The organism is Parabacteroides hominis (assembly GCF_014287585.1).
GTDB lineage: Bacteria > Bacteroidota > Bacteroidia > Bacteroidales > Tannerellaceae > Parabacteroides > Parabacteroides hominis.
This window is the reverse complement of the sequence record NZ_JACOOJ010000023.1, coordinates 1-20,939: the sequence shown is the minus strand read 5'-3', so window position 1 is coordinate 20,939 and position 20,939 is coordinate 1. Positions and strand designations below refer to the sequence as shown.

Annotated in this window: 17 protein-coding genes; 15 read left to right on the top strand and 2 right to left on the bottom strand. The window is 50.0% G+C overall.

Annotated elements, in window-relative coordinates; genetic code table 11:
- Nucleotides 1-54 precede the first annotated feature (54 nt).
- From H8S65_RS12975 to H8S65_RS12950, 6 genes are all read left to right on the top strand, one after another.
- Nucleotides 55-903: a peptidylprolyl isomerase gene (locus H8S65_RS12975; protein WP_186930378.1), complete on the top strand. Its 849-nt coding sequence runs from the start codon at nt 55-57 to the stop codon at nt 901-903.
- Between the two features lie 65 nt (nt 904-968).
- Nucleotides 969-1,358 (top strand): hypothetical protein, encoded by a 390-nt coding sequence (locus H8S65_RS12970; protein WP_186930377.1) that lies wholly within the window; start codon nt 969-971, stop codon nt 1,356-1,358.
- Nucleotides 1,359-1,429: 71 nt separating this feature from the next.
- Nucleotides 1,430-1,870, top strand: a complete 441-nt coding sequence (locus H8S65_RS12965) for a MarR family winged helix-turn-helix transcriptional regulator (RefSeq protein ID WP_186930376.1) — start codon at nt 1,430-1,432, stop codon at nt 1,868-1,870.
- On the top strand, nt 1,848-3,158 hold the full coding sequence (locus tag H8S65_RS12960; protein WP_186930375.1) for a TolC family protein: 1,311 nt from the start codon (nt 1,848-1,850) through the stop codon (nt 3,156-3,158). Before H8S65_RS12965 ends, H8S65_RS12960 begins: the two co-directional genes overlap by 23 nt.
- A gap of 11 nt (nt 3,159-3,169) precedes the next feature.
- On the top strand, nt 3,170-4,243 hold the full coding sequence (locus tag H8S65_RS12955; RefSeq protein WP_186930374.1) for an HlyD family secretion protein: 1,074 nt from the start codon (nt 3,170-3,172) through the stop codon (nt 4,241-4,243).
- A 12-nt stretch (nt 4,244-4,255) separates the two neighbouring features.
- Nucleotides 4,256-5,857, top strand: coding sequence for an MFS transporter (locus H8S65_RS12950; RefSeq protein ID WP_186930373.1), 1,602 nt, complete (start codon nt 4,256-4,258; stop codon nt 5,855-5,857).
- 37 nt (nt 5,858-5,894) lie between these two features.
- Here the strand turns inward: H8S65_RS12950 and H8S65_RS12945 are convergent, their stop codons facing one another.
- Entirely contained in the window at nt 5,895-6,050 is a 156-nt protein-coding gene (locus H8S65_RS12945) for an HU family DNA-binding protein (protein ID WP_186930427.1), read from the bottom strand.
- 827 nt (nt 6,051-6,877) lie between these two features.
- Between H8S65_RS12945 and H8S65_RS12940 the strand changes: the two genes are divergently transcribed.
- The 7 genes from H8S65_RS12940 to H8S65_RS12910 all read left to right on the top strand — a co-directional run bounded on the left by H8S65_RS12940 (nt 6,878) and on the right by H8S65_RS12910 (nt 15,729).
- The gene (locus tag H8S65_RS12940) at nt 6,878-9,670 is read left to right on the top strand and encodes an alpha-L-rhamnosidase (RefSeq protein ID WP_186930372.1); all 2,793 of its coding nucleotides are present in this window, start codon (nt 6,878-6,880) and stop codon (nt 9,668-9,670) included.
- 144 nt (nt 9,671-9,814) lie between these two features.
- On the top strand, nt 9,815-10,042 hold the full coding sequence (locus tag H8S65_RS12935; RefSeq protein WP_115499504.1) for a 4Fe-4S dicluster domain-containing protein: 228 nt from the start codon (nt 9,815-9,817) through the stop codon (nt 10,040-10,042).
- A 9-nt stretch (nt 10,043-10,051) separates the two neighbouring features.
- A complete protein-coding gene (locus H8S65_RS12930; protein WP_186930371.1) occupies nt 10,052-11,137 on the top strand; it encodes a 3-methyl-2-oxobutanoate dehydrogenase subunit VorB in 1,086 nt (361 codons plus the stop codon).
- 249 nt (nt 11,138-11,386) lie between these two features.
- Nucleotides 11,387-12,151, top strand: coding sequence for a thiamine pyrophosphate-dependent enzyme (locus tag H8S65_RS12925; RefSeq protein ID WP_186930370.1), 765 nt, complete (start codon nt 11,387-11,389; stop codon nt 12,149-12,151).
- 21 nt (nt 12,152-12,172) lie between these two features.
- Nucleotides 12,173-12,715: a 2-oxoacid:ferredoxin oxidoreductase subunit gamma family protein gene (locus H8S65_RS12920; protein WP_186930369.1), complete on the top strand. Its 543-nt coding sequence runs from the start codon at nt 12,173-12,175 to the stop codon at nt 12,713-12,715.
- A gap of 70 nt (nt 12,716-12,785) precedes the next feature.
- Nucleotides 12,786-14,897 carry a putative porin gene (locus tag H8S65_RS12915; protein WP_186930368.1) on the top strand — a complete coding sequence of 704 codons (2,112 nt, stop codon included), beginning with the start codon at nt 12,786-12,788 and terminating at the stop codon, nt 14,895-14,897.
- 4 nt (nt 14,898-14,901) lie between these two features.
- A complete protein-coding gene (locus H8S65_RS12910) occupies nt 14,902-15,729 on the top strand; it encodes a transporter substrate-binding domain-containing protein (RefSeq protein WP_186930367.1) in 828 nt (275 codons plus the stop codon).
- Between the two features lie 28 nt (nt 15,730-15,757).
- Here H8S65_RS12910 and H8S65_RS12905 read toward each other — a convergent pair whose 3' ends face one another.
- Nucleotides 15,758-17,302, bottom strand: coding sequence for a PAS domain-containing sensor histidine kinase (locus H8S65_RS12905; RefSeq protein ID WP_186930366.1), 1,545 nt, complete (start codon nt 17,300-17,302; stop codon nt 15,758-15,760).
- A gap of 185 nt (nt 17,303-17,487) precedes the next feature.
- Between H8S65_RS12905 and H8S65_RS12900 the strand changes: the two genes are divergently transcribed.
- Both H8S65_RS12900 and H8S65_RS12895 read left to right on the top strand, forming a co-directional pair.
- Nucleotides 17,488-18,771 (top strand): DEAD/DEAH box helicase, encoded by a 1,284-nt coding sequence (locus H8S65_RS12900; RefSeq protein WP_186930365.1) that lies wholly within the window; start codon nt 17,488-17,490, stop codon nt 18,769-18,771.
- Nucleotides 18,772-19,042: 271 nt separating this feature from the next.
- Nucleotides 19,043-20,803: a helix-turn-helix domain-containing protein gene (locus H8S65_RS12895; protein ID WP_186930364.1), complete on the top strand. Its 1,761-nt coding sequence runs from the start codon at nt 19,043-19,045 to the stop codon at nt 20,801-20,803.
- The last annotated feature ends 136 nt before the right edge of the window (nt 20,804-20,939 follow it).

Sequence of the window (20,939 nt, the reverse complement as noted above, 5' to 3'; positions counted from 1 at the left end):
TACTTTGTGTTTAACAACATAAATACTATCTTTACCCACCAAATATTTTAAAAGATGAGAAAGAGCTGTTATATCTTATTAGGCTTGCTGGCCTGCCTCTCGCCAGCCTTCGGACAGAGCGATGCGGACACCGTAACATCCGCATCTGAACAGGTTCCTGCAAAAATAGTCACCATCAATACGAGCGCCGGAACCCTGAAAGCGAAACTGTATGACGACGTTCCCAACCACGTCCGCACCTTTATCGAACGTGCCAAACGGGGCGAATACGACGGGACGCTGTTCACACGCGTGCTCCCTGAATTTATGATGCAGGGCGGCGCTCCCGATTCGCGCAATGCCCCCGCCGGCGCCCGTTGCGGTTTCGGAGACCGGAATTCGGAGATCATGCCGGAGATGCGGCCCCACCGCTTCAACAAGCGGGGCGCATTGGCCGCTCCCCGCCAGAACGACGACATCAACCCGCAAAAGAAATCGGACATGTCGCAATTCTATATCGTGCAAGGAAAAGTCTACACCAACGGTGAACTGGACACGCTGGAAATGATCGCCAACCAGGATATCAAGGAGAAAGCCATGCAGAAGTTCTTCTATCCCGTCCGTGCCGAACTGCGCATGCAGAAAGCCAGCAACAAACGCGAGTACCAGAAACGCCTGCGTAAAATCAACGCCCAGGTAGATTCGATGGTGCGCGCCACGCCCGGCCACCTGTTGTTCACCAAAGAGCAACGGAAAGCCTACACGACCGAAGGCGGTTGCCACCATCTGGACGGCAACTATACCGTTTACGGCGAACTCGTCGAAGGCTTCGACGTCCTCGACGCCATCGCCGGCCAACCCCGCGACGAATACGACCGTCCGAAAAAAGATGTCCGCATCATTAAGATAACAGTGGACAATTGAAAATGGAGAGTGGAGAGTGAACTATTATTTCTTAATTATTAATTCCTGATTTTAAATTCACAAAGGTGTTAAAACGAGATTTCATCATGATACAGATCGAAGAACTTGCCAAAGTAGTCCTTCAGATCATTATGAACCGCAACACGAATGCGGCCCGCCATACCCCGGAGCTGATCCAAACCGTCTACAACTCCCTCAAACTGGACCGTCCTGCCCTTATGACGGTCCCGCCCGAAGAGCTTATCCGCCGTCTCGACAGTGACGACAACGGCGGAATCCTCCGCCTCGAGATAGCCGTCAAAACCCTGATCGAGGAAAGCTACCTCTATCCCGACGAAGAGCAGGCGATGCTGCAAAAGGCCAAGACGCTCTTAGAATATATCCAAACGCACGACAATACGTTCTCTTTGGAACGAGTGAACATGCTGGATGAATTGAAACAGCGTATTCACTGAAAGAAACAGTTAAACATTTAACCAATATCTCAAGGATATTTCCTACTTTTGTGCCGTAAAAGTAAACAGCAATGGCAAATAATGAAGCGGCACACGAATTAATGCTCCAAATCCTGAAAACGCGAATGACCTTTCGCCAGACCATACAAAGAGTATTAAAGTCTAACAATGTCGACATGACATTCGAAATGCTCCAGGTGATGCACCGTCTATGGAAGAAACCCGGAGTAAGCCAGCAATACCTGGCAGAACAGACGGCTAAAGACAAAGCCTGCCTGACCAACCTCATCAATAACTTAGAGAAGAAAGGCTGGGTGGAACGCCGGGAAGACCCGTCGGACCGGCGCAACAAGCAAATCCACCTGACGGAAGAAGGCGAAAAGCTCTCCCTTCAGGTCAAGCCCCTCCTCTATAATATCTACGATGAAGTCGGGGCGCGGATGACTGCACGGCAAATCGAACTGTTCACAAACAACTTAAAGAAACTGGATGAGATACTGGATAAAATATAGTTTAATCTTGTTACTAATGTCCACAAAGCCTGTTGCGGGAGACGCGCAGCAGACCTATCCTCTTACCCTCGACGATCTGTTCCGGCTGGGTACGGAAAACAGCCTGCACCTGAAAGCCAGCCGGATGCAGGAAGTCATTGCGGGAGACGAGGAAAAGACAGCCCGCACTGCGCGGTTGCCGGACATCAGCATCGGAGCCACGGCAGGATACATCGGCCAGACGACGATCTTCAGGCAAGGACTGTCGAAACCGACCCATCCCGACATGCCCGACTGGTCGCACAATTATAATGTGGAAGTCACCCAACCGCTCTACCAGGGAGGCAAAATACGCGGAACCATCCGGCGCGCCACCCTCCAGAAACAGGTAGCCTCGCTCTACACGGCAAACGACCAGGCGGATATCAAGCTCTCGCTCCTCCGCCAGTATATGGATCTTTTCGCCCTGTACAAAGAAACGGAGGTGCTGGCCCGCAACATCGAAGAGTCCCGGCGCAGGCTTGAAGATATCCGCCGCTTATGGAAAGAAGGGATCGTCACGCGGAACGACGAGATACGCAGCGAACTGCAACTCACCAACGACGACCTCGCGCTCCGCGAAGCCAAAGACAACATCACCATTGTCTCCCAACAACTCGACATCGTGCTCGGCCTCGATGAAACCCTGCTCCTGCTGCCGGACACCACGCTCTTGTCCGCCGGCGTCACCCTCGGCAGTTGCGAAGCCTACATACAGCAAGCATACACCCATTTCCCCGGCCTGCAAATCGCCCGCTACAACACACGCCTGGCCGAAAACGACATCCGGATTTCGAGAGCCGACTACCTGCCTTCCCTGGCAATACACGCCGGCAACACCCTGTCCCGCCCGCTCACCAGCACGATGGACGATATGTTTGCCAACAACTGGAACGTTGCGCTCAGCCTATCCTACAGCCTCTCGTCCCTTTACCGCAACAAACACAAAATGCACGAAGCGCGGCAATATGTCAGCCTCCGCCGCAACGCGGAAGAACAGATGATGCAGGAGATACGCGTCAATGTGCGCAGCGCCTATATCCGCCACCAGGAAGCGATCGACCGGGTAAAAGCATTGAAACTTTCCGTCAGGCAGGCAAATGAAAACTACCGGATCGTAAACAACCGCTATCTCAACCAACTGTCGATCCTGACAGACCTTCTGGATGCCAGCAGCGTACGCCTCGAAGCCGAACTGCAACTCACGACCGCCCAGAGCGAAGCGGTCTATACCTATTATCAACTCATGCACGCATGCGGCAACTTATAAACCCATAAAAGATGAACACCTCCAACCATCATAAAAGAAGACAACAACTGATCCGGCTAAAGATCCGGAACATCACGTTGAACACCGTCTGCACCCTCCTGATCCTGGGAGGCATTTCGTGGACAGTCAACTACTTCCGGAAATATGTCTACTACGAGATCACGAACGACGCGGTGGTCGACCAGTACGTCATCCCGGTCAACATCCGCGTGCCGGGCTACATCAGCGAGGTGCGCTTCACCGAACACCAGTTCGTAGAGGCAGGCGACACCCTGCTTATCCTCGACGACCGCGAATACCGCATCAAGCTGAAAGATGCCGAAGCCGCCCTCATGGACGCCCGCTCCGCCCGTGACGCGCTCGGTTCAGGCATCCGCACGTCGGAAGTGAACGTATCGGTGCAGGATGCCAACATCGCCGAGACGAAAGCAAAGCTCTGGCGGCTCGAACAGGACTACCGCCGCTATGCCAACCTGCTCAAGGAGGAATCCGTCTCGCGCCAGCAATACGAGCAGGTGAAAGCGGACTACGAAGCCATGCAGGCACGCTATAACGCCCTGATGCACCAGAAGCAGGCCGCCCAATCCCAATATTCGGAGACATCGAAAAAGACAGGCAGCGCCGACGCCGCCATCCTGCGCAAGGAGGCAGAATTGGAAATGGCCGAACTGAACCTGAGCTACACCGTCGTCACCGCCCCCTACGACGGCTACATGGGACGCAGGACGCTCGAAAAAGGACAGCTCGTGCAAGCCGGGCAAACCCTCACCTACTTAGTCCGCGGAGAGGACAAATGGATCACCGCCAACTACAAGGAGACGCAGATCGCCAATATCTTCATCGGGCAGGAAGTCCTGATCAAAGTCGACGCCCTCAAGCGACGCACCTTCCACGGCGTCGTCACCGCCATCTCCGAAGCGACAGGCTCGAAGTACGCCCTGGTTCCGACCGACAACTCCGCCGGCAACTTCGTCAAAGTCCAGCAACGCATCCCCGTCCGCATCGACCTGCAGGACGTTTCGCCCGAAGATATGCAATTGCTCCGTGCCGGGATGATGGTCGAAACAGAGGCCTTGCGCCACTAACCCGCCATCCGCATGAACCGCCTGCAAGCACTGAACGTACCGATCCGTCCCTGGGTCCCCCGTTGGTTAGGACTTCTCACCGCCTTCGTCATCCTGCTCCCCATCACGCTGGTAAACGGAGCGTACACGGGCGACATCGTCGAGGTATCGGGCACGTTAGGCGTCATGAGCGAAGACATCCGGATGGCCTACTACGCCACCTCGGTAGGCATGGCCATCGCCTATCCGATTATCCCCAAGCTGCGGCCTGTCATCACGACCAAGACCGTGTTGCTGATCGACCTCCTGCTGCAAGTCATCCTCAGCTTCATCTGCGCCAACGCCAGGCAAATGGAGATCGTCATTACATGCAGTTTCTTCATCGGCATCCTGAAAGCCTTCGTCATGCTGGAATTCACCACGATGACGCGTCCGTTCTTCAGCCCGAAGAATGTCCGAAGCGAATTTTATGCCTACTTCTACCCGCTCGTCTTCTCAGGCGGACAGATTTCGATGGCGCTCACGGCTCAACTCGCCTACTCCTACCAGTGGCAATACATGTACTATTTCGTCATGATCCTGCAACTGCTCGCCATCCTCTTCGTCCTGCTTTTCTTCCGTTACGCCCGCCGGCCGATCCGGTTCCCTTTCCGTGAGATCGACTGGAAAAGCATGCTGGTCGGCTCTACCGCCATGCTGCTGGTCGTTTACGTTGCCACCTACGGAAAGCAGCTCGACTGGTTCTCCTCGGATAAGATACTGGCCTATACGCTGGCGGCTCCCCTGCTGCTGTGGCTATTCGTACGCCGGCAATATTCGCAAACGCCCTTTATCCGCCTTACGGTGCTGAACAGCAGCAAGGCGTTGATCGGTTACGTGTTCATGATCATCACGATGGTGCTCTCCTCCTCCAGTTCGGTGCTCACGAGCTACCTGAACTCGGTGCTCCGGATAGACAGCGTGCATACCAATTCGCTAAACCTGTGGATGCTGCCGGGGTTCGTCTGCGGGGCGTTCATCTGTTACTGGTGGTTCAGGTGGCAACGGTGGCGTTTCAGGATTCTGATAGCCGGCGGCATGTCGTGCTTCGCCGTCTACCTGGCGATTCTCTACTTCGGCATCGAGCCGGACGGGACATACGAGATGCTTTACCTGCCGATGTTTTTCAGAGGGATGGGAATGTTGATCCTGTTCATCGCTTTCGGCGTTTATGTGGTGGAAGACCTGGATCCGAAGCTACTGATCTACAACGCTTTTTTCCTGATCACCTTCCGGTCCGTCCTCGCACCGTCGATCGCTTCCGCCTTCTTCAACAACATGATCTACCGCCTGCAACTGCAATCGATGTCCGTCCTCTCCGAGAACATGCGGATGGACAACCCGCTTGCCGCCGGCACTTTCAACCAGTCGCTCAACAACGCCCTGGCGCAAGGCCACCCGCTGGAAGAAGCCACGCAACTGGCCACCAATACACTCTACAACACGCTGCAAACGCAAGGTTTGTTGTTAGGGCTCAAGACATTGCTGGGCTATACATTGCTGTTTGCCATCGTCATGGCCGTCGTCTCCCGCTTCATCCCGTTCCACAAGACGCTGAAGGTAGAAATAGTAAGAACCGGCGAAGATATGGTATGATATCCCCGCCGGTTCCCTTTCTTGCCGTATTACGTATTTAACAAGTCAGATTGCCTGCCGATTTGAGGATCAGGATCTTGTCATTCTTGTTTTCGGTGGTCACCGTGTTGTCGACGAGCCAGCCTTGCAGCATTTTTTTATATGCGTAATTATATTTAAGGAAAAGCGACATTGCCGTTCCTTTTGTTTTCACCTATTGATTTTATAGATATCCATGTAAGCCGGCGTTCTTCTCGATAACATGTAATCAGTTTATTGCCGTAAACCGTTACAAACGGTAAGAAAATCTTTAATAAGAGAGATACAATATCAAGGAAAAGGCCGGGACAACCGCACAACAACCTGTGACACAATCGCGTCACCCTTACAGGACTTAAAAAAGGAGCATGTATTTTTAAACCCAGATCTTACGCCCTGGGCTAAGATATGTCGGGCTTACAGGCTTGCCTTGTGGTGCAGGCTCTCTTTTGCCGTCTGCTTCAGCAGACGGTTTAAAAGATCCGGAGGCAAAGCCTCTTCCTTTGTGGACTTCAGTCCCTTTCCATATATTATAATTAAAGGGGGTTAAAACCCACAGAGAAACCGGCAAAGCCGGGAACAATCATCTATCCGTCTGCTGAAGCAGAGCAAAAGAGAGCCTGCGAAACAAGGAAAGCCCCGTTTGTTGGCACATTGCACCGATATGCAGTGTCCGGGCACTGTAAGCGCCCACCCCAAAGCAGGCGGCATCCCCATCCTCAACAGAGCCGGAACGGCTCTACTTCCGGCCTAAGCTGGTGAGCGTCAAGCGAAGAGACCGCAGTGAGCGCCCGGAGCGTCTGCTGTCTGAGCGAAGCGAGTTTCAGACGCGACAGCGAACGGAGGGAACGGAGTAGCGAAGCAGGTTCGGCCTTGAACTTTTGGTTACTTTTCTTTCAAGAGAAAAGTAACAGAATAATCTTGATCTTTCGGTTGCTTTTGGATCAAGCCAAAAGTAACGGATAAATTCGTATCTTTAACCCTGAAAAATCAATATTTATTATGGACATTACACCTCGTTTCAAACATATCCTGCCTGTTGCCTTCATCTGCCTGACGACCGCAACACCGCTTTTTTCACAATCGTGGCCGGAGATCACGGCCGAATCGCGTCCTGCAACCCGCTGGTGGTGGCTGGGGAGCGCGGTAGACACGGCGAACCTGACTTATAACCTGGAAACCTATGCCCAGGCAGGGTTAGGCGGCGTCGAGATCACCCCTATCTATGGCGTACAGGGAAACGACGCACACGAAATCCCGTTCCTCTCTCCCGACTGGATGCGGATGTTGCAACACACCCGGTCCGAATGCAAACGTCTCGGAATGGAAACGGACATGAACGCCGGAACCGGCTGGCCTTTCGGTGGTCCGATGATCTCCCTGGAAAATGCAGCGACCAAAGCGATCTTCCGGGAATATGCAGCCAAAGGCGGGGAAAGGCTTCGGACCGCGATCGAAGCGGAGGATCGGAAACAACGGGACGTCGCCAACCTGAGCCGTCTGATGGCCTTTTCCGATAAGGGGGAACGGATCGACATCACATCAAAAGTGAAAAACAACCGGCTCGACTGGACGGTCCCTGCGGGGAACTGGCGCCTGATAGCTCTATTTTGCGGGAAAACATTCCAGCAAGTGAAACGGGCGGCTCCCGGCGGGGAAGGTTATGTTATGGATCATTTTTCCCGAAACGCCGTCAAGCAGTATTTCGCAACCTTCGAACAGGCTTTCCGGGAAAACAAGGTTCCCTATCCGCATGCCTTTTTCAACGACTCGTATGAGGTGTACGGAGCCGACTGGACACCCGGCCTGCTCGACGAGTTTGTCCGCAGGCGCGGATACCGGCTGGAAAATTACCTGCCGGAATTCCTGAATCCCGTACGGACGGATACGACCGCCCGCATCCTCTCGGACTACCGGGAGACGCTGGCGGAACTCCTGCTGGAGAACTTTACCCGCCAATGGACGGAATGGGCGCACCGGGGCGGAAGCCTCACCCGTAACCAGGCACATGGTTCGCCGGGCAACCTGATCGACCTGTACGCCACGGTCGATATCCCCGAATGCGAGGGGTTCGGCCTCTCCCGGTTCCATATCGAAGGATTACGCCGGGATTCGCTGACACGCAAAAACGACTCGGACCTGTCGATGCTCAAATACGCCTCCTCGGCAGCCCATATAGCCGGCAAAAAATATACCTCCTCGGAGACCTTCACCTGGCTGACCGAACACTTCCGTACGTCGCTTTCACAATGCAAACCGGATATGGACCTGATGTTCGTATCGGGTGTCAACCACATGTTTTTCCACGGTACTCCCTATTCGCCCCGCGAGGCGGAATGGCCCGGCTGGCTGTTCTACGCGTCTGTCAACATGTCGCCGACAAACAGCATATGGAAAGATGCCCCCGCCTTTTTCGATTATATCGCCCGTTGCCAGTCGTTTTTGCAGATGGGCAAGCCCGATAATGATTTCCTGGTTTATCTGCCGGTATACGATATGTGGCAGGAAGCAGGCGAACGTTTCCTGGCTTTCGATATCCATAAAATGCAACAACGGGCTCCCCGGTTTATCCATGCCATACACACCATTTACGAAAGCGGATATGATGTCGATTATATTTCTGACAACTTCATCCGGAGTACCGGCATCAAAAACGGGAAGCTGGTGACTTCGGGCGGTTCCCTATACAAGGCGCTGGTCGTTCCCGCCGCCCGTTATATGCCCGCCGATATTTTAAGCCATCTGGTACAATTGGCAAAAGAAGGGGCCACGATCGTCTTCATCGGGAACTACCCGGAAGACGTACCCGGTTTCGGAGATCTGGATAAAAGGAGAAGACACTTTCGCCAAGCATGGGACAAGCTACCGAAAACCGCCTCTTTCAGCGAAACCGCGACGAGCAGCCTGCAAAAGGGGCGGATCATCACCGGTTCCGACTACGCTCTCACCTTGCAGGCTTGCGGAGTCGCACAGGAAGAGATGAAAACCCGTTTCGGCCTGCAATGCATCCGCCGGTCCAACGCTACCGGACATCATTACTTTATCACCTCCTTGCAGGATAAAGGGGTCGACGGCTGGGTTCCGCTGGGCGTCCAAGCCAACGCTGCCATCCTGTATGACCCGATGACAAAAGAAACCGGCACTGCCGGCATCCGCCGCAACGAAGGAAAAACGGAAGTGTATCTGCAAATACCTTCCGGAGGTTCGCTGATCTTGCAGACTTTCACCGGAGAGGCTCCCGATTGTCCCGCCTGGAAGTATATACAAGAACAGCCGGTCAGCATCGGCCTGGATCATGACTGGATATTGAATTTCCGCGATAGCGAACCGGCCATTCCGGGGACATTCGTGATAGACCGTCCTGCCTCCTGGACCACACTCGACCATCCGGACGCACGACGGAATATGGGGACTGCCCGGTATAGCCTGACATTCAGACTGCCCGAAATAGCAGCCGACGACTGGATACTGGACTTGGGGGACGTACGCGAAAGTGCACGTGTCCACATCAACGGGCAGCCGGCGGGAACCGTCTGGGCTGTCCCTTTCCGCCTGAAAGTCGGAGACTATCTGGTTCCGGGCGTTAACCGGATCGATGTGGATGTGACCAACCTGCCCGCAAACAGGATCGCCGATTACGATCGCCGGAAAACAGTCTGGCGAATCTTCAAGGAGATCAACATGGTCAACCTGGATTACCAGCAAAAACAATACGACAAATGGGAACCGATGCCATCAGGGCTTAACAGTCCTGTCCGCTTGATTCCCGTCGCCACAAAGCAGGTGTCGCCTTGACTCGCGGCCATTTTTACAGGCGGCCGGAAGTAACAATTTCATACTAATTAAAGTAAAAAAGATTCTTTCTGTAAAGTTTTTACTACCTTTGGCAGTCGCAAATGAGATAGTTAGTGTTACATTAGTTTTTAAATATAATAAATTATGGCGAAGATAAAAGGAGCTGTTGTTGTAAACACAGAGCGATGCAAAGGATGCAATCTTTGCGTAGTAGCCTGCCCGTCGGATGTGCTCGAATTGCACCCGCGTGAAGTAAACAACAAGGGATACCATTATGTGTACATGAAAAACCCCGATGACTGTATCGGTTGTGCAAGTTGCGGGTTAGTTTGTCCGGACGGTTGTTTAACCATCTATAAAGTAAAAATATAATAAACAGATATGGCAGAAGAAGTAAAATTAATGAAGGGTAACGAAGCCATCGCCCATGCGGCTATCCGCTACGGTGTAGACGGTTACTTCGGCTACCCGATCACTCCGCAGTCGGAGATACTCGAAACCCTGATGGCCGAAATGCCGTGGGAAACAACCGGAATGGTCGTGTTACAGGCTGAAAGTGAAGTGGCAGCCATCAATATGGTATACGGAGGTGCAGGTACAGGCAAACGTGTGATGACCTCCTCGTCCAGCCCCGGTGTCAGTCTGAAACAAGAAGGTATATCTTATATCGCAGGGGCCGAACTGCCCTGTCTGATCGTGAACGTGATGCGTGGCGGTCCCGGTCTGGGGACGATACAGCCCAGCCAGGCTGACTATTTCCAGACAGTCAAAGGTGGCGGACATGGCGACTACCGCCTGATCACGCTCGCTCCCTCTTCCGTGCAGGAAATGGCGGACTTCGTCGGATTAGGTTTCGAACTCGCTTTCAAATACAACAATCCTGCCATTATTCTGGCAGACGGTATCATCGGCCAGATGATGGAAAAAGTGGTATTGCCTCCTTTCCATACACGCCGTACAGAAGAAGAAATCATAGCCGAATGCCCGTGGGCTACACAGGGAAAGACAGCCGGCCGTAAACCGAATGTCATTACTTCACTTGAATTGGACCCGGCAAAGATGGAAGAAAACAACATCCGCTTCCAGGCTAAATATCGGAAGATCGAAGAAAATGAAGTCCGCTACGAAGAGTTCCAGTGCGAAGATGCTGAATATCTGCTGATCGCTTTCGGTTCTTCCGCCCGTATCTGCCAGAAAGTGGTCGAAATCGCACGTGCGGAAGGCATCAAGCTCGGGCTGCTCCGTCCTATCACATTATGGCCGTTCCCGAAAAAAGTGATTGCTGCTTATGCTGATAAAGTAAAAGGTATGCTTTCTGTCGAACTGAACGCCGGACAAATGGTTGAAGATGTACGTCTGGCCGTAAACGGTAAGGTAAAGGTTGAACATTTCGGCCGCCTCGGTGGTATCGTGTTCACCCCGGATGAAGTTCTAAATGCGCTTAAGGAATTAATAATTAAGAATTAATAATTAAGAAATCATTTAGTCGACTTGTCTTATTTTTTAATTCTTAATTCTTAATTTTCAATCATGACACGCGGAAGTAAAATTGACACGATATTGACCTGGTTATTCATGGTTTTGGCTGTAGCGGCAGTAATCTGCTACTTCGCCTTCCCTGAAAACCGCCAGCCATTCCTGTATTGCGGTGGCGCGGCAATCTGTTTCCGCTTGGTTCAATATCTGATGAGATTTATTAGCTAAATAATTACGAACATGGAAGTTAACGAAATAATTAAACCGGAAAACCTGGTATATGGGAAACCCAGGTTGATGAATGAAAATCCCATGCACTACTGTCCCGGTTGCAGTCACGGCGTGATACACAAGCTGATTGCCGAAGTGATTGCCGAGATGGGTATGGAAGATAAAACGATCGGCGTCTCTCCTGTCGGATGCGCCGTTTTTGCCTATAATTATCTGGACATCGACTGGATCGAAGCGGCTCACGGACGTGCGCCTGCTATCGCGACAGCTGTTAAGCGACTGAATCCGGGCAAGATGGTATTCACTTACCAGGGCGACGGTGACTTGGCTGCCATCGGTACCGCCGAAACAATCCATGCCGCCAACCGTGGAGAAAATATCGTGATCGTATTTGTCAACAATGCCATCTATGGTATGACAGGCGGTCAGATGGCTCCTACGACACTGGAAGGAATGCCGACGGCAACCTGCCCCTACGGTCGTAACATCGCCCTCAACGGTTACCCGCTGAAGATCGGCGACCTGCTTGCACAGTTGGAAGGGACCTGCCTGGTCACCCGCCAGAGCGTACAGACTGCGGCAGCCGTCCGCAAAGCTAAAAAGATGCTTCGCAAGGCATTCGAAAACTCGATGGCCGGCAAGGGCACTTCAATTGTCGAATTCGTTTCCACCTGTTCATCCGGTTGGAAAATGACACCTGAAAAGGCAAATAAATGGATGGAAGAGAATATGTTCCCGTTCTATCCGTTAGGAGATCTCAAGAACAAAGAATAATTAATCAGCAAATTATTGACAATGAAACAAGAGATAATAATAGCAGGTTTCGGCGGACAAGGGGTTTTGTCAATGGGTAAGATCCTGGCTTACTCCGGCCTGATGGAAGGGAAGGAAGTCAGCTGGATGCCTTCTTACGGCCCTGAACAACGTGGTGGTACAGCCAACGTAACCGTTATCCTGAGTGACGACCGCATCAGCTCTCCCGTACTGAACGAATATGATATTGCCATCATCCTGAACCAGCCCTCTATGGACAAGTTCGAAAGCAAGGTGAAAAAAGGCGGCATCATTATTTATGACGGATATGGAATCCATACACCGGTGAAACGGACCGACGTCAGCGTATATCGCGTGGATGCCATGGACGCGGCTACGGAAATGAAAAACGAGAAAGCATTCAATATGCTGATCCTTGGCGGACTGCTGAAAATCGTCCCGATGGTGAAACTGGAAAACGTTCTGTTAGGCTTGAAGAAATCCCTGCCCGAACGCCACCACAAGCTCATCCCGATGAACGAGGCTGCCATTAAGAAAGGTATGGAGATTATACAGAAAGTGTAATCTTGCAAAAAGAATATAAAGAGGGCGTTTCTATTTCGTAGGACGCCCTTTTGTTATATCTTTGCCCCTCATGAAGCATAGCTTATACATATTATTACTCTTGATAATATCCGCTTCGGCTCTGCATGCGCAACGCCGGCCGGGCGGAGACCGGAAAGGATTCTCGCTCGGCAACCTCTCCAAAGCCAATCAGGAAGTTCCTGACAGCCTGCTGATTCCCGATAGCGCATCGACGGACAACAAGCGTATCACGGCCTACCGCCTTACGCCTCTGCTGGGCGATCCTTATATTGCCCCGTTGGACACACATAAATTGAATTTCGCCAACAGCACGCTGGTGGAATCCGAATCGCTGGCAGTCGGCTATCTGGCCAATACGGGGTCACCGGCACAAACCCGTATCTTTTCCGAACGCAAGGAACCACGGGATTTCCTGTTTGCCGATGCTTACGATTATTATATCACGGACCCTCAGAACGCCCTGTATTACAATACGAAAATCCCCTATACGAACGTGATGTATACGACTATGGGAGGAAGCGAAAGCAAAAACGAACGATTGAAAGGCACGCTGACCATGAACTTCGGCCCGAAGATCAACGTAGGCGGCGATCTGGATTATATCTACAGTCGCGGATATTACAAGAATAACGGTAATAAGTTGTTGAGCTACCGTCTTTTCGGCAGTTACAAGTCGGATCGCTACGAAGCGCATGCCTACCTGAGCAACTTCAACTTCATCAATTACGAAAACGGAGGGTTGGCCAACGACTCGGTTATCACCAACCCGGACCAATATTTTGCCGGCGAGAGAAACCAGGACGACCCTAAGGCTTTCGACACACGCTATCCGGTCAAGGCATGGAACCGTGTACGCGGCAAACAGTATTTCCTGAGCCACCATTATAACCTCGGATTCGAACGCGAACTGGAAGGGGAAGTGGACACGTTAGGAAATCCAGTAAAAATATTTATTCCTGTATCCAGTATCATTCATACACTGGAATATCAGGACAACCGCCGCCGTTTCCGCTCGGAAGCGAACCAAAATCTGAACGAATGCTATCTGACTCCGGATGGGGACCCGCGTGTATTCGGCTTGGAAAACGGTACGGGTGTCGACGACCGTACTTCCTATTGGAATCTGCGCAATACTTTCGGGCTCTCCCTCCGCGAAGGTTTTCAGGACTGGGCTAAGTTCGGCATCACAGCCTTTGCGACTTTCGACAAGCGCAAATTCCAGTTGCCGGCCCAAATACCGGGACTGTCTTACGATCCCGAATACGGTAGCGGGTTAGACGCCTCTCCTTCCACCATCGAATTTCCGGTTACACAGGTTTATGACGAATTCTCTACATATATCGGAGCTGAAATCTCCAAACGCCGAGGAAACATCCTGACTTACAATGCCCGTGGAGAACTTTGCGTCGTAGGTGACGACATCGGGGAATTCCGGGCTACGGGAAACCTGCAAACCAAATTCAAGCTATTTAAAAAAGACGCAACGATCAGTGCGGAAGGATACATCAAGAATGTCACTCCTTCATTCTATATGCGGCATTTCCATTCCCGTTATTTCTGGTGGGATAACCGGGATATGAACATGATCCAGCAAATCTACGCCGGAGCCAAGATCGACCTCGAATCGACACGGACACAGTTGTCTGCCGGGATCGAAAGCATACAAAACTATGTATTCTTCAACAAGCAAGGAATGCCGGAACAGAAAAACGGAAATTTGCAGGTGATAAACGCCCGCATCAAACAAGACGTCATGTACCGCGCTTTCGGATGGGAAAACGAAGTAGCCTATCAGTTGAGCAGCGACAAAAGTGTACTGCCTTTGCCTCAAATCAGCCTGTACACCAATATGTATCTGAAATTTAAGGTAGCAAAGGTGTTGATGGTGCAATTGGGGGCCAATATGTATTATAATACTTCTTACTACGCCCCGTATTACGAACCGGCTACACAGCAGTTCCAGGTACAGGACGAAGTGAAAGTCGGTAATTACCCGCTTGTCAATGCCTATGTCAATTTCCACCTGAAACAGGCTCGTTTCTTTGTGATGGGCTACAATCTGAGTTCCAAGTTCGTCAATCCGAACTACTTCTCGCTGGCGCATTATCCGCTGGATCCGTTCGTCCTGAAAATGGGCGTGGCTGTCACATTCAACAACTGATTTTATGAAATCGAGGAAACTGATAGGAGTCTATACAGGGCTGCTGATAATCGCCGTTGCAACCATGATCATGTTATGGCGTCTGAAAACCATGTCGAAAACAGAGATTCTCCCACGCGATTATCCGGAGATCAAAGAAGAGGGAATCCTGCGGCTGGTGACCGAATACAATCAATCGGGTTATTATGTGGCAGGCGATACGATAGAAGGTTTCCAATATGAACTGAGCCAGGCCATCGCCCAATTATCAGGCTTGGAAGTACAGACGCTTTTAGAAATGAGCTTGGCCGAGAGCTTCGATATGCTCGAAGAGAACAAATGCGATGTTGTCGCCCGCAATATCCCGATAACCAGCGAGATCAAAGAGAAATATCTGTTCACAGAGCCGATCGTCCTCAACAAACAAGTCCTGATACAACGAACGGAAGAGGCCAACAACGGGCTTAAACCGATCCGTAACCAACTCGATCTGGCCGGTAAGACTTTATATATCCCGAAAGATTCTCCTTCCCAACTCAGGCTACAGAACCTGGGACATGAGATCGGCGATACGATTTACGTAATAGAAGACGAGTTATATTCCGGGGAACAGCTTGCCATCATGGTAGCCAAAGGAGATATCGATTATGCCGTCTGCGACCAGCAAATAGCCGTCCTTTCCCAAAAACAACTTCCGGAAATAGATATCAAAACAGACATAAGTTTCACGCAACTCCAATCCTGGGCAGTCCGCAAAGACTCCCCTATCCTGCTCGACAGCCTGAACAGCTGGCTGGACCAGATACGCAAGAACGGTACATTCAATAAGATCTATAAGAAATATTATAAATAATGTAACGGCGAATTATCGCTTCGGCACATTATTCATCATGTGACGGCAACACGAAAGAGAAAGTCGAACCGACACCCAATTCGGATTCCACGTGCATGGAACCACCCATTTTAGTGACCAATCCCTGGCAGATGGCAAGCCCCAAACCGATTCCTTCCACATAATCGTTCACTTTGACAAAACGGGTGAAAAGACTCTCCAGTTTATCTTTTGCAATGCCGATTCCCGTATCCTTCACATAAAACTTCAGACGTTTATCCGGCAGGCAGGTATATCCCAAAGTGATGCTTCCCTCTTGGGTATTCTTTATGGCGTTATTCGCCAAGTTATTGATCAATTGCAACAGGCGGATGCTGTCGGTCCCGAAATGACAAGTGCAACTGCCTTTTTCCAGGAACAATTGTACACCTTCCGGCATACGGAGTTTGACAGAGGCAAATGTCGTATCCATCAGCTCGTTTATATCGACCGGTTCATAACTGATCTTGATGGCATCGGCTTCGATCTTGGATAGATCGAGAATATCGTTTATCAGCTGCATGAGCAACTGGTTGTTCGTTTTAATGATCTCATAATACCCCTGACGTTCCTCATCCGAATCGGCAAAAGCCATCAATTCGGAAAAACCGGTGATCGCATTCAACGGGGTACGGATCTCATGACTCATATCAGCCAGATACTTGGACTTCATCTTGTCGGCAAGTTCCGCTTTATGCCGGGCTTCTTCCAGATTCAGTTCCTGTCCCTTACGTTCCTGAATATTGATCGTGCACCCCAAAATCACAAATGCTCTTCCCCGTTCATCCCGTTCGTAAACGGTTGCCGACGATTCACGCCAGTGGTAATCATCCATTCCCGGATATTTCACACGCAACTCGATTTTCACTTCCGACATTTCTCCCGAACATAACTTCCGGAAAGCCTCATCATGCATCTCCCTGTCGTCAGGATGAACCCGCGCGGCAAAGCGAGGCCATGAGATATCAATCAGTTCGTCTTCCTTCCCCGGCAACCAGTTATTCACCTGGACAACCGCATCATTATAATTTCGTTTGCTATCGGGATTTACAAATATGGAACAAAGCCGGATGTCGTTTGCATGCAAAGCCATTTTGGTGAGTACTTGCGAACGCTTCAGTGTGTTTTCCATCTTATTGCGGGCAGTGACGTCGCGCCATAGAGCCAGCAACAGAGGTTTGCCGTTACTCAGTGCGATCGGGAATTTTGTGACCTCAATATCTTTCCGAATGCCATATACATCCGAAATCTTGCCATTGAACTCAACAGTTCTACCTGTCATCATGACATCACGATCCAACTCCAAACGCTCTTCTGCCGACATGATCGCATCAAAACGCAGTTCGAAATCATTATGCCCTTCAACCTTTTTCGTATCGATACCGGTTATTTCTTCCATGAAACGATTCCAATACAGATATCTGAAATCATCTTCGGCATCTTTTACAAAAACGCCTAACGGTAGTTTATCCAAAATCGTATTGATCAATTCATGTAATGAATCTTGCTTTTGTAAGATTGGCTGAAAATCCTTTCCGCCATAAGTACTGCCCATAACAAAATGCTTTAAAACGCTAATTTGGGTCTAAAGATATTTATTTTTATAACAACACCCTTGAAAAACATCGTTAAAATCAATATCTTCTTGAAAAAAACGACTGTTTTGAAAGAAGAGCAGCCTTCCGTGTAATAAATATTGCCAAATATTACCTACCTTTACCGGGAATTTAATGATGAAAGATGAGATTTGACGAATTGGATTTAGAAGAGGCCGTATTGGATGGTCTTGACGCAATGAATTTTATGGAGACAACTCCAGTGCAGGAACTAACGATTCCGGTTATTTTGGAAGGGAAAGACATTATTGCCTGTGCACAGACTGGAACAGGAAAAACAGCGGCTTATGTGTTGCCGGTAATCAATGAACTCAGCAAAGGATTACATCCGGCCAATGCTATCAATGCCATTATCATGGCTCCCACACGCGAATTGGCCCAACAGATCGACCAGCAAATCGAAGGTTTCACCTATTTTGTCCCCGTTTCCGCCGTTGCTGTCTACGGAGGAACGGACGGTATTGCCTGGGAGCAACAAAAGCGCGGGATGGAAATGGGTGCCGATATTGTGATCGCTACCCCCGGACGTTTATTGTCGCATATCAAACTGGGGACTGTCGACCTGTCGCAGGTATCCTTCTTCATCCTTGATGAAGCGGACCGGATGCTCGACATGGGATTTTATGACGATATCATGCAGGTCCAGAAGCAACTGCCACCGGCTTGCCAGACAATCATGTTCTCCGCCACGATGCCGCCCAAGATCCGGACGCTGGCTCAAACGATCCTGAAAAATCCGGTAGAAGTCAAGATAGCCATCTCCCGTCCACCCGAAACAATCATGCAAACGGCCTATGTCTGCTACGATATGCAGAAATTGCGTATCTTGGAAGACCTGTTCTCACAGAGCCGTCCGCAGCGTGTCATTATATTTTCGTCTTCAAAAATGAAAGTAAAGGAGTTGGCATCCACCCTCAAACGAATGAAGTTCAACGTGGCTGCCATGCATTCCGACCTTGAGCAGTCACAGCGTGAAGAGGTAATGAAAGAGTTTAAGAACGGACGTATCGATATCCTCGTTGCCACCGATGTCGTCTCGCGCGGAATCGATATCAACGACATCAAGTTGGTAGTCAATTTCGACATTCCCCACGACCCGGAAGACTATGTGCACCGCATCGGTCGTACCGCCCGCGGAACGAACGGCGAGGGATTAGCCATCACTTTCATTTCCACCGAAGAACAATTCCAATTCAAACGTATCGAAGAATTTCTGGATAAGGAAGTCTACAAAATACCGGTCGATCCCAAATTCGGTGAAACCCCTTTATACGAGCCCGAAAAATACTCCAACATGCGTCGCGGCAGAGGACGCCCCCGCAAAGACGGCGGAAAAGGAAAAAGCAACAGCCGCCCCGCCGGCAATAACAACCAACGCCGCAGGGGAAGGCCGAGAAAGGAAGCATAAATAGCGTTTATAAAAATAGAAGTGTATCAAAACTCTCCTGTTCCCGCGCTTGACGTGGAAACAGGAGAGTTTTGATACACTTCCTGATTATGGCCTACCCGATTATTCTACAACCGTCTCCAGCTGTCAGTGTAAAGATGTGTTTCTATCATATTAAAGAGAATTCCTGTCATGGCGGCACGAACCCATAAATTATATCTTGTTTATTTGCATCACCCAGGTGACATCTACTTCATTTTTTCTACCTTTGCCACTGAAAAAATGGACAAATATGAAAACACTTTACCCTATCATCAGCCTCTTTATCTGCTTACTGGCAGGATGCCTAAGCACAGATCCGCAACAGAAAAACGATATGTCTTCCCCGGCAGACAGCGTTTATACTTATGATTACATACAATCGATCTATATTACAGAACACCAGCGAGCTTTAAACCTGCTCGATACTGCCGAGACGAAAGGGATAATATCGGATATGAAAGCGAACTATATGCGATTCCAGATATACAATAACAGACGTATGTTCCATCTGGCCGAAACATATCTGAACAAAACCTTGCAAAGCGACTCCATGAAAACGGCTTCGCCTATGCTCGAAATAAGAATAAAAAGAGATGTGATAACGGCTTATATGCTTTCAGCCGAATACCAAAAGGCCATGAAGCTGGCAACCGAGATATACGAAAAAGCAAAACAAATCGGGTATAAACGGATAGAAGGCGACATCTTGTTTCAAATCGGCACGATCTACCGGGAACAAGGATTGCAGGAAAAGGCAGAACCCTACGTCCGGCAAGCGATCCAAATGTTTGAAAACAGCAACGACATACGCGAATTAGCTTCCTTGACCTTTATATACGGGCAACAAATGACCTATTATTATGGCAAGAAAGAAATAGACAAGGCCATTGAAGTCGGGAAGAAAAGAGAAAAACTGATCGGCAAAATGGCTGAATTAGGAGGCGCTCCTCCGGGATATTTAGATGAACAATATGGTTTTTTATTCAGCAAAATGGCGGTATTCTACTTCGATAAAGGACAAAAAGAAAAAGCAGCCGAAGCATTCAAACGATATCGTGCAACAAAATTCGCCCAAACATCTCACGGTAAAACAGAGGCGCTGAACTACCTGATACTGGCGGGCAGATATGACGAGGCTGCCAATTGCCTGATGAGTGAAAAAGAGTTCGTCAACAACCAGGATAGCGTAAGCACCGACTTCCTCTGGTTCCTATCGCGGCAGGCCGACATTGCAACCGGTTTGGGCAACTACCGGGCTGCCTTAAACTATAAAGACCGCATATCGGTCATCACCGACAGCATCACTACACGCGAAAAACAAAATGCCGCCCTTGAATTGGCAACCATCTACGAGACTCATCAAAAAGACACGCGAATCAAAAAGCAGGAGGCAATGCTCGACCGGCAGAAAATAATCCAGTTTGCGACGATCAGCATGTTGCTGCTTGCCGGCCTTACGATCTACCTGGTCGTCCGCCATCTGCATACGGTCAAACGAAAAAACCGTTTCCTGGCCAAACAAATAAACAACCAATTGAAATGCCAGGAAGAACTGCACCAGGCGAAGATCGAAGTCGAAAGGCTGAAGCAAATGCCTGAAAATGTACCGCAGGAAATAATACACGAAAGCACAAAACAGGAAGATGATGAAAATAACGTGGTGAAAATGTCTCCGGAAGACAAGAATCTGTTTGATAAACTGGATCGCTTGATCGAAGAAGAAAAACTATATCTGGACCCGGATATTACCAGGGACCGTTTGCTCAAAGAGATCCATATTTCGAAAAACACGTTTGCACAACTGATCCAAACCTATGCCGGCACGAACTTCAGCGGATATATCAACAACAAACGGCTGGATTATTCCATCCACCTGCTCCGGGAATATAATTATACGATAGAAGCGGTAGCGACGGATGCCGGATTTAATAATGCAAGAAGTTTCTATCGTATCTTCCGGAACAGATATGGTATGACACCGTCGGAATACAGGGACTCGCTCACTCGCTAAAACTTTATCCTGACCAATGAGGGTGTGTCAAAACCGACACATCCTCTTTTTATATCGTTTCCTCCTTTTCCCGATATAGTATTTTTCTATGCCGCAATTTTCCGAGTTGTATAAGTAATAATTGCCATTTTCGTTC

Bases quoted from the DNA above. Each gene is read 5' to 3' on its own strand.
- H8S65_RS12915 (WP_186930368.1), top strand. From the start codon at position 12,786: ATGAAGCATAGCTTATACATATTATTACTCTTGATAATATCCGCTTCG.
- H8S65_RS12935 (WP_115499504.1), top strand. From the start codon at position 9,815: ATGGCGAAGATAAAAGGAGCTGTTGTTGTAAACACAGAGCGATGCAAA.
- H8S65_RS12900 (WP_186930365.1), top strand. From the start codon at position 17,488: ATGAGATTTGACGAATTGGATTTAGAAGAGGCCGTATTGGATGGTCTT.
- H8S65_RS12905 (WP_186930366.1), bottom strand. From the start codon at position 17,302: ATGGGCAGTACTTATGGCGGAAAGGATTTTCAGCCAATCTTACAAAAG.
- H8S65_RS12975 (WP_186930378.1), top strand. From the start codon at position 55: ATGAGAAAGAGCTGTTATATCTTATTAGGCTTGCTGGCCTGCCTCTCG.
- H8S65_RS12930 (WP_186930371.1), top strand. From the start codon at position 10,052: ATGGCAGAAGAAGTAAAATTAATGAAGGGTAACGAAGCCATCGCCCAT.
- H8S65_RS12960 (WP_186930375.1), top strand. From the start codon at position 1,848: ATGAGATACTGGATAAAATATAGTTTAATCTTGTTACTAATGTCCACA.
- H8S65_RS12950 (WP_186930373.1), top strand. From the start codon at position 4,256: ATGAACCGCCTGCAAGCACTGAACGTACCGATCCGTCCCTGGGTCCCC.
- H8S65_RS12940 (WP_186930372.1), top strand. From the start codon at position 6,878: ATGGACATTACACCTCGTTTCAAACATATCCTGCCTGTTGCCTTCATC.
- H8S65_RS12895 (WP_186930364.1), top strand. From the start codon at position 19,043: ATGAAAACACTTTACCCTATCATCAGCCTCTTTATCTGCTTACTGGCA.
- H8S65_RS12925 (WP_186930370.1), top strand. From the start codon at position 11,387: ATGGAAGTTAACGAAATAATTAAACCGGAAAACCTGGTATATGGGAAA.
- H8S65_RS12920 (WP_186930369.1), top strand. From the start codon at position 12,173: ATGAAACAAGAGATAATAATAGCAGGTTTCGGCGGACAAGGGGTTTTG.
- H8S65_RS12965 (WP_186930376.1), top strand. From the start codon at position 1,430: ATGGCAAATAATGAAGCGGCACACGAATTAATGCTCCAAATCCTGAAA.
- H8S65_RS12910 (WP_186930367.1), top strand. From the start codon at position 14,902: ATGAAATCGAGGAAACTGATAGGAGTCTATACAGGGCTGCTGATAATC.
- H8S65_RS12955 (WP_186930374.1), top strand. From the start codon at position 3,170: ATGAACACCTCCAACCATCATAAAAGAAGACAACAACTGATCCGGCTA.